Consider the following 7,008-nt stretch of genomic DNA (forward strand, 5'->3'; position numbering starts at 1 on the left):
GCCAGCCAGCGGCGCGCCGCACGCGGCCTGCGCGGGCGCCGGGCGCCGTCCGGCGTCCCTGCGGACCGCAGTGCCCGCAGCGTCCTCGCCGCGCCCATCCGGCTCGGACCTGTCGCCGACCGCTGTCCCTGTGCCACGCCGCCCCCGTTTCCCCGGCCCGGCCTCCTGCCGCGCGGTCGCGACAAGATCTCAGATCGTTCCGACATCCCGCCACGAGCCGCGCCGATGTATGCACAGACGGCCGAATGGCGGTCCTGGCGACCTGCGTGAGCCGGTCTTGTATACAGAAGCGTGCCCCGGACGTACGCTGGCGGGGTGCGTGCCGGTGACCGGGTCTACGCGGCCCTCCGCGAGGAGATCGTCGCCGGCCGCCTGCGCCCGGGCGCCGAGCTGAGCGAGGTCGAGCAGGCCGAGCGCTGGGGCGTCTCGCGCACGCCGGTCCGCGAGGCGCTCAGCCGGCTCCGGGCCGACGGGCTCGCCGTCGTGGGCCGCGGCCGCACGCTCACGGTCTCGGACATCCAGCCGGTCGACGTGGTGCGCCTCTTCGAGCTCCGCGAGGCCCTTGAGACGCAGGCCGCGCGGCTCGCCGCCCGCCGCTGCCGGCCGGAGGTCTTCGCCGCGCTCGCCGAGCAGCTCGCGGCCGTCGTGCCGCCCGAGCCGGGCGACGAGGCGGATCCGCACGGGGACCACTACTACGGCCTGGTCGCCACGCTCGACGCCGCGGTCGACGACGCGACGGACAGCCCGTACCTCCGCTCGGCCCTCGCCGCCCTGCGCCCGCACGTCGCCCGGGCGCGGCGCCTCGCGTCCGACAACCCCGCCCGCCTGCGGGCCGCGGCGGCGGAGCACCGCCTCATCGCCGAGGCCATCGCCGACCGCGACGAGAGCCTCGCCGTCCACGCCACCGCGGTGCACCTCCGCCTCGCCCTCGCCAACGTCCTGACCAGCCTGGAGGCAGCCCGATGACCCGTGTGCACCACGTCCGCGTCCACCCGAGCGCGGACCGGCTCCCGCGCGAGCAGCAGCTCGCGTGGGCCTTCGCCGAGCTGGCCGCGGACCGACCGCCCCTGCCCGACGACGTCGTCGACATGGTCGTCAACCGCGTCATCGACGACGCCGCCGTCGCGATCGCGTCCGTCGGCCGCCGGCCCGTGGTCGCCGCGCGGGCGCAGGCGCTCGCGCACCCGTACCGGCCGGGCGCGACCGTCGTCGGGCTCCCCGCGACCGAACGGGTCAGCCCGGAGTGGGCCGCCTGGGCCAACGGCGTCGCGGTGCGCGAGCTCGACCACCACGACACCTACCTGGCCGCGGACTACTCGCACCCGGGGGACAACATCCCGCCCGTGCTGGCGGTCGCACAGCACCTCGCCGAGCGGCGGTCCCTGACCGGCGCCGACGTCGTGCGGGCCCTCGCGACGGGGTACGAGGTGCAGGTCGCCCTCGTACGCGCGATCAGCCTGCACAAGCACCGCATCGACCACGTCGCGCACCTCGGACCGTCGGCCGCGACGGCGCTCGGCTCGCTGCTCGGGCTGCCGCCCGAGGTCACGTTCCACGCCGTCGGTCAGGCGCTGCACACGACGACGGCGACGCGGCAGTCCCGCAAGGGTGAGATCTCGACGTGGAAGGCGTACGCGCCGGCGTTCGCGGGCAAGGTCGCGGTCGAGGCGGTGGACCGTGCGATGCGCGGGCAGACGTCGCCCACGCCGATCTACGAGGGGGAGGACGGCGTGCTGGCGTGGCTCCTCGACGGGCCGGACGCCGCGTACGACGTCGCGCTCCCCGCACGGGGTGAGCCGTGCCGCTCGATCCTCGAGACGTACACCAAGGAGCACTCGGCGGAGTACCAGTCGCAGGCGCTCATCGACCTCGCGCGCCGGCTCCACCACGAGCGCCCCGAGCTGGCCGACCCCGACCGGGTCGCCGAGATCGTGCTGCACACGAGCCACCACACGCACCACGTCATCGGCTCCGGCTCGGGGGACCCGCAGAAGTACGACCCGACGGCGACGCGCGAGACGCTCGACCACTCGGTCCCGTACATCTTCGCCGTGGCGCTGCAGGACGGCCGCTGGCACCACGTCGACTCCTACGCGCCCGAGCGCGCCGCGCGCCCCGACACGGTGGCCCTGTGGCGCAAGGTCTCGACGCGCGAGGACCGCGAGTGGACGCGGCGCTACCACTCGACCGACCCGGCGGAGAAGGCGTTCGGCGCGCGCGTCGAGGCCGTGCTCACGGACGGCACCCGCGTGGTCGAGGAGATCGCCGTCGCCGACGCGCACCCGCTCGGCGCACGTCCGTTCGGCCGGGAGCAGTACGTCGACAAGCTCCGCACCATGGCCGACGGCGTCGCGCCGGACGCCGAGGTCGACCGCTTCCTCGCGCTCGCCGAGCGCCTGCCCGAGCTCGCGCCGCACGAGCTCGCCGGCCTCACCCTGACCGCCTCGACCGAGGCGCTCGACGGTCCGCTGCCCGAGGGGATCTTCTGATGCTGCACTCCGCCACCACGCCGGCCGCCAAGCGCGCCGAGCTGCGTCGCCGGCTCGCCTCCGGTGAGCTGCTCCGCTTCCCCGGCGCCTTCAACCCCCTGTCGGCGCGCCTCATCCAGGACAAGGGGATGGAGGGCGTCTACGTCTCCGGTGCCGTGCTGTCGGCCGACCTCGGGCTGCCCGACATCGGCCTCACGACGCTCACCGAGGTCGCGGGCCGCAGCGCCCAGATCGCCCGGACCACGGACCTGCCGGTGCTCGTCGACGCCGACACGGGGTTCGGCGAGCCGATGAACGTGGCCCGCACGGTCCAGGTGCTCGAGGACGCGGGCGTCGCCGGGCTGCACGTCGAGGACCAGGTGAACCCCAAGCGGTGCGGGCACCTCGAGGGCAAGCAGGTCGTCGACCTCGAGACCGCCGAGCGGCGGGTCCGGGCCGCCGTCGACGCGCGCCGCGACCCGGACCTGCTGATCATGGCCCGCACCGACGTGCGCGCGATCGAGGGGCTCGACGCCGCCGTCGACCGCGTCCGGCGGCTCGTCGACGCGGGCGCCGACGCGGTCTTCCCCGAGGCGATGGCCGACGAGCGCGAGCTCGAGGCGGTGTGCCGGGCGGTGGACGTGCCCGTGCTCGCGAACATGACGGAGTTCGGCCGCTCGCGCCTGCTCACGACGAGGCAGCTCGCCGACGCAGGCGTGCGCATCGTCATCTACCCCGTCTCGCTCCTGCGGATCGCGATGGGCGCCGCCGAGCGCGCGCTCGACACCCTCGCGGCGGAGGGGACGCTCGAACCGCTCGTGCCTCAGATGCAGACGCGCACGCGGCTCTACGAGCTCCTCGACTACGCCGGCTACAGCCGGTTCGACGAGACGGTCTTCACCTCGACCGGCCACGCCGGCTGACCTCCGACGCGCACGCGGGTCCGCCCGCGTGCGCTCCGGCCCACCCGCATGAGACGCGAAGGAGCGGTCATGACGCAGTCCGACCAGGCCAGGCCCACCAACGGCGAGCACACCGAGTCCCACCAGGGCGAGCAGCCCCAGCAGGGCGGGCGAGAGGCGCCCGAGGCGCCGGACGTCCGCAAGGGCCTCGTGGGCGTCGTGGTCGACACGACGAAGGTGTCCGCGGTCGACCCGGTGAGCAGCTCGCTGCTGTACCGCGGGTACCCCGTCCAGGAGCTCGCGGAGCGGTGCTCGATGGAGCAGGTCGCGCACCTCCTGTGGCACGGCGAGCTGCCCGACACCGACGAGCTCGCCGCGCTCGAGGCCACCGAGCGCGAGAACCGCGCCCTCCAGCCGCACGTCCGGGCCGCCGTCGACGCGCTGCCCACCACGGCGCACCCGATGGACGTGGTCCGGACCGCGGTGAGCGTCATGGGTGCGCACGAGCCGCCCGACGACGTGACGTACCAGGCGCAGCTCGCCGACGCCTCGCTCCGGCTCTTCGCGCGGCTGCCCGCCGTCATCGCGTACGACCAGCGACGGCGTCGCGGCCAGGACGTCGTCGAGCCGCGCGACGACCTCGGGTACGCCGCGAACTTCCTGCACATGACCTTCGGCGACCTTCCCGACGACGTCGTGCTGGACGCCTTCCGCGTGTCCCTGATCCTGTACGCCGAGCACTCCTTCAACGCCTCGACCTTCACGGCACGCGTCATCACGTCGACCCTCGCGGACCTGCACTCGGCCGTGGTCGGCGCGATCGGCGCGCTCAAGGGCCCCCTCCACGGCGGTGCGAACGAGGCCGTCATGGCCACCTTCGAGGAGGTCGGGGACGCGTCGCGGGCCGAGGCCTGGCTCGACGAGGCGCTCGCCTCGAAGCGGAAGATCATGGGCTTCGGGCACCGGGTCTACAAGCACGGCGACTCACGCGTGCCCACGATGAAGGCCGCGCTCGACCGCCTCGTCGAGCACACCGACCGGGCGGACCTGGGCGAGCTCTACGACGCGCTCGAGGCCGCGATGACGGCGCGCAAGGGGATCCTCCCCAACCTCGACTACCCGTCGGGACCGGCCTACCACCTCATGGGGTTCGACACGGCGACGTTCACGCCCCTGTTCGTCGCGAGCCGGGTCGTCGGGTGGACGGCGCACGTGGCGGAGCAGCGTGCGGCGAACGCGCTCATCCGCCCGCTGAGCGCCTACACCGGCCCGGCAGAGCGCCACCTTCGCTGAGGTCGCGCGAGCGCATGCGCGCACGACCCACGTCGGAGAGGATGACGGCGGCTCACCAGGGCCCGGAGCGGGAGGCTGAGTGACCAGGGACGACGAGCCGGGCGGCGCGGTACCCCTGCTGGCCGACCAGCCGGCGGCCGACGCGCGCCCGGTGCTCGACGCGGTCGCCGTGGACCTCGCCGCGACCCGGATCCGCTCCGACCTCGCCGTCGAGGCCGCGGGCATCGGCACCTTCGACTGGGACCTCGAGACGGGCAGCCTCGTCTGGGACGACCGGCTGCGCGAGCTCTTCGGCTACGCCGAGGGCGAGTTCGACGAGACGATCGAGGCGTTCCGGGCCCGGCTGCACCCCGACGACGTCGACCGGGTCGACGCGGCGCTCCTCGGCGCGGTCGAGCGGTGCGGGGAGTACGAGGCGGAGTACCGCGTGGTGCGGCCGTCCGGCGACGTCCGGTGGGTCGAGGCGCGAGGGCGCGCCCTGGCCGGGCCGAGCGGCCGCGCGGCCCGGCTGATCGGCGCGGCCTACGACACCACGGTGATGCGCGAGGGCGAGACGCGCGTCGGCCGCGTGCTCGAGTCCATGACGACGTCCTTCTTCTCGCTCGACCGGCGATGGCGGTTCAGCTACGTCAACGCCGAGGCCGAGCGCGTCCTCGGTCGCACCCGGGAGGAGCTCCTGGGCGGCGTCATCTGGGACCTGTTCCCGGCCGCCGTCGGCTCCGAGTTCGAACGCGCGTACCGCGCCGCCATGGCGAGCTCCACGCCGACGTCGTTCGAGGCCTACTACCCCGCGCCTCTCGACGCCTGGTTCGAGGTGCGCGCATGGCCCGACCCGGACGGGCTCTCGGTCTACTTCCACGACGTCAGCGCGCGGCGCGCCGCGGACCAGCAGCTCGAGCGCGCCATGGAGCGCAGCAGCCTGCTGGTCGAGGTGGCGTCGGAGCTCGCGGGCACCCTCGACGCGGAGGAGGCCGTGGCACGGCTCGCCCGGCTCGTGGTCCCCACGCTCGCGCAGTGGTGCATCGTCACGCTCGTGGACGACGTCGGCTCGCGGCCGGGCATGCCGCGCGTGCGCGACGTCGGCTGGTGGCACGAGGACGAGGCTCGGCGCGCCGACGTCGGGCGGTACGCGGCGCACCGCCTCGGCCGGCTGGGCGACCACTCCCTGGTGCACGAGGCGCTCACGGCCGGCACGCCGTCGGTGGTGCGCGGCGGCGTCACCGAGCTGATCGGCGACATGCTCGGGCCGGGCGAGGCGCGTGACGTGCTCGACGAGCTCGCCCCCACGGACGTCGTCGTCCTGCCCCTGCGCGCCCGCGGGCGCGTGCTCGGCGTGCTCAGCCTCTACGACGTCGCCGGGCGCCGGCAGCGGGACCCGGCGGGCCTCGAGGCGGACCTGCGCACCGCGACCGACGTCGCCGCCCGGGCCGGCCTCGCGCTCGACAACGCTCGCCTCTACGAGCAGCAGCGACGCGTCGCCGAGGGGCTGCAGCGGTCGCTCCTCACGGAGCCGCCCCGGGTCGAGGGCCTGCAGATCGCGGTCCGCTACCAGCCCGCGGCCGAGGCGGCCCGCGTCGGCGGCGACTGGTACGACGTCTTCCGCGTGCGTCCCGGGGTGCTGGGCCTCGTCATCGGCGACGTGGTGGGCCACGACATCGAGGCGGCGGCGGCGATGGGGCAGGCGCGCGCGCTGCTCCGCGGGATCGCGGCGACGACGGGCGGTGGCCCGGCCGACCTGCTGAGCCGCCTGGACACGGCCCTGCGGACCCTCGAGATCGACCTCACCGCCACCGTCCTGGTCGCCGAGATCGAGCACCGCGGCGCCGGCGAGGGCGCGGTGCTGCGGTGGTCGAGCGCGGGCCACCCGACGCCGCTTGTCCTGGACCCGGGCGGCGAGGTCCGCGACCTGGGGGAGGCCCCCGGCGTCTCGCCCGACCTACTGCTCGGCATCGACCCGCTGCGCACCCGGAGCCAGCACGCGGCCGTGCTGGCACCCGGCTCGACGCTGCTGCTCTTCACCGACGGGTTGGTCGAGCGGCGGGGCGAGCGGTACAGCCTCGGCGTCGCGCGCCTCGCGACCGAGCTCGGTGCGCTCGCGGGCACCGACCTCGAGACCCTGTGCGACGAGCTGCTGGCACGCGTGCTGCCGGACCGCCCGGGCGACGACGTCGCGGTCGCGGCCGTGCGGCTCACGGCACCGGCGCCCGGCTGACGCGCGTGCCTCGCCAGGTGGTCGTCGTGACCGGTGCGTCCAGCGGCATCGGCCGCGCGGTCGCGCACGCGTTCGCCGAGCGGGGCGCCGACCTCGTGCTCGCCGCGCGCGACGCCGCCGCGCTGCGCGAGGT

At 75.3% G+C, this 7,008-nt stretch carries 6 protein-coding genes; all 6 read left to right on the forward strand.

The features are described from left to right. Window positions 1–315 precede the first annotated feature (315 nt). Window positions 316–966 carry a GntR family transcriptional regulator gene (locus tag ICW40_RS15560; RefSeq protein ID WP_221654928.1) on the forward strand — a complete coding sequence of 217 codons (651 nt, stop codon included), beginning with the start codon at window positions 316–318 and terminating at the stop codon, window positions 964–966. After that, window positions 963–2,489: an MmgE/PrpD family protein gene (locus ICW40_RS15565; protein ID WP_221654929.1), complete on the forward strand. Its 1,527-nt coding sequence runs from the start codon at window positions 963–965 to the stop codon at window positions 2,487–2,489. Before ICW40_RS15560 ends, ICW40_RS15565 begins: the two co-directional genes overlap by 4 nt. After that, window positions 2,489–3,391, forward strand: a complete 903-nt coding sequence (prpB, locus tag ICW40_RS15570) for a methylisocitrate lyase (RefSeq protein WP_221654930.1) — start codon at window positions 2,489–2,491, stop codon at window positions 3,389–3,391. The genes ICW40_RS15565 and prpB overlap by 1 nt, the downstream gene beginning before the upstream one ends. A 69-nt stretch (window positions 3,392–3,460) precedes the next feature. Beyond that, complete coding sequence (locus ICW40_RS15575) at window positions 3,461–4,663, forward strand: bifunctional 2-methylcitrate synthase/citrate synthase (RefSeq protein WP_221654931.1); 1,203 nt, start codon at window positions 3,461–3,463, stop codon at window positions 4,661–4,663. Window positions 4,664–4,742: 79 nt separating this feature from the next. Further along, window positions 4,743–6,875, forward strand: a complete 2,133-nt coding sequence (locus ICW40_RS15580; RefSeq protein ID WP_308121849.1) for a SpoIIE family protein phosphatase — start codon at window positions 4,743–4,745, stop codon at window positions 6,873–6,875. A gap of 26 nt (window positions 6,876–6,901) precedes the next feature. Further along, window positions 6,902–7,008 (forward strand): SDR family NAD(P)-dependent oxidoreductase (locus ICW40_RS15585; protein WP_308121850.1); only part of this gene is annotated, 107 nt, incomplete at its 3' end.

The organism is Actinotalea ferrariae (genome assembly GCF_019733465.1).
Lineage (GTDB): Bacteria > Actinomycetota > Actinomycetes > Actinomycetales > Cellulomonadaceae > Actinotalea > Actinotalea ferrariae_A.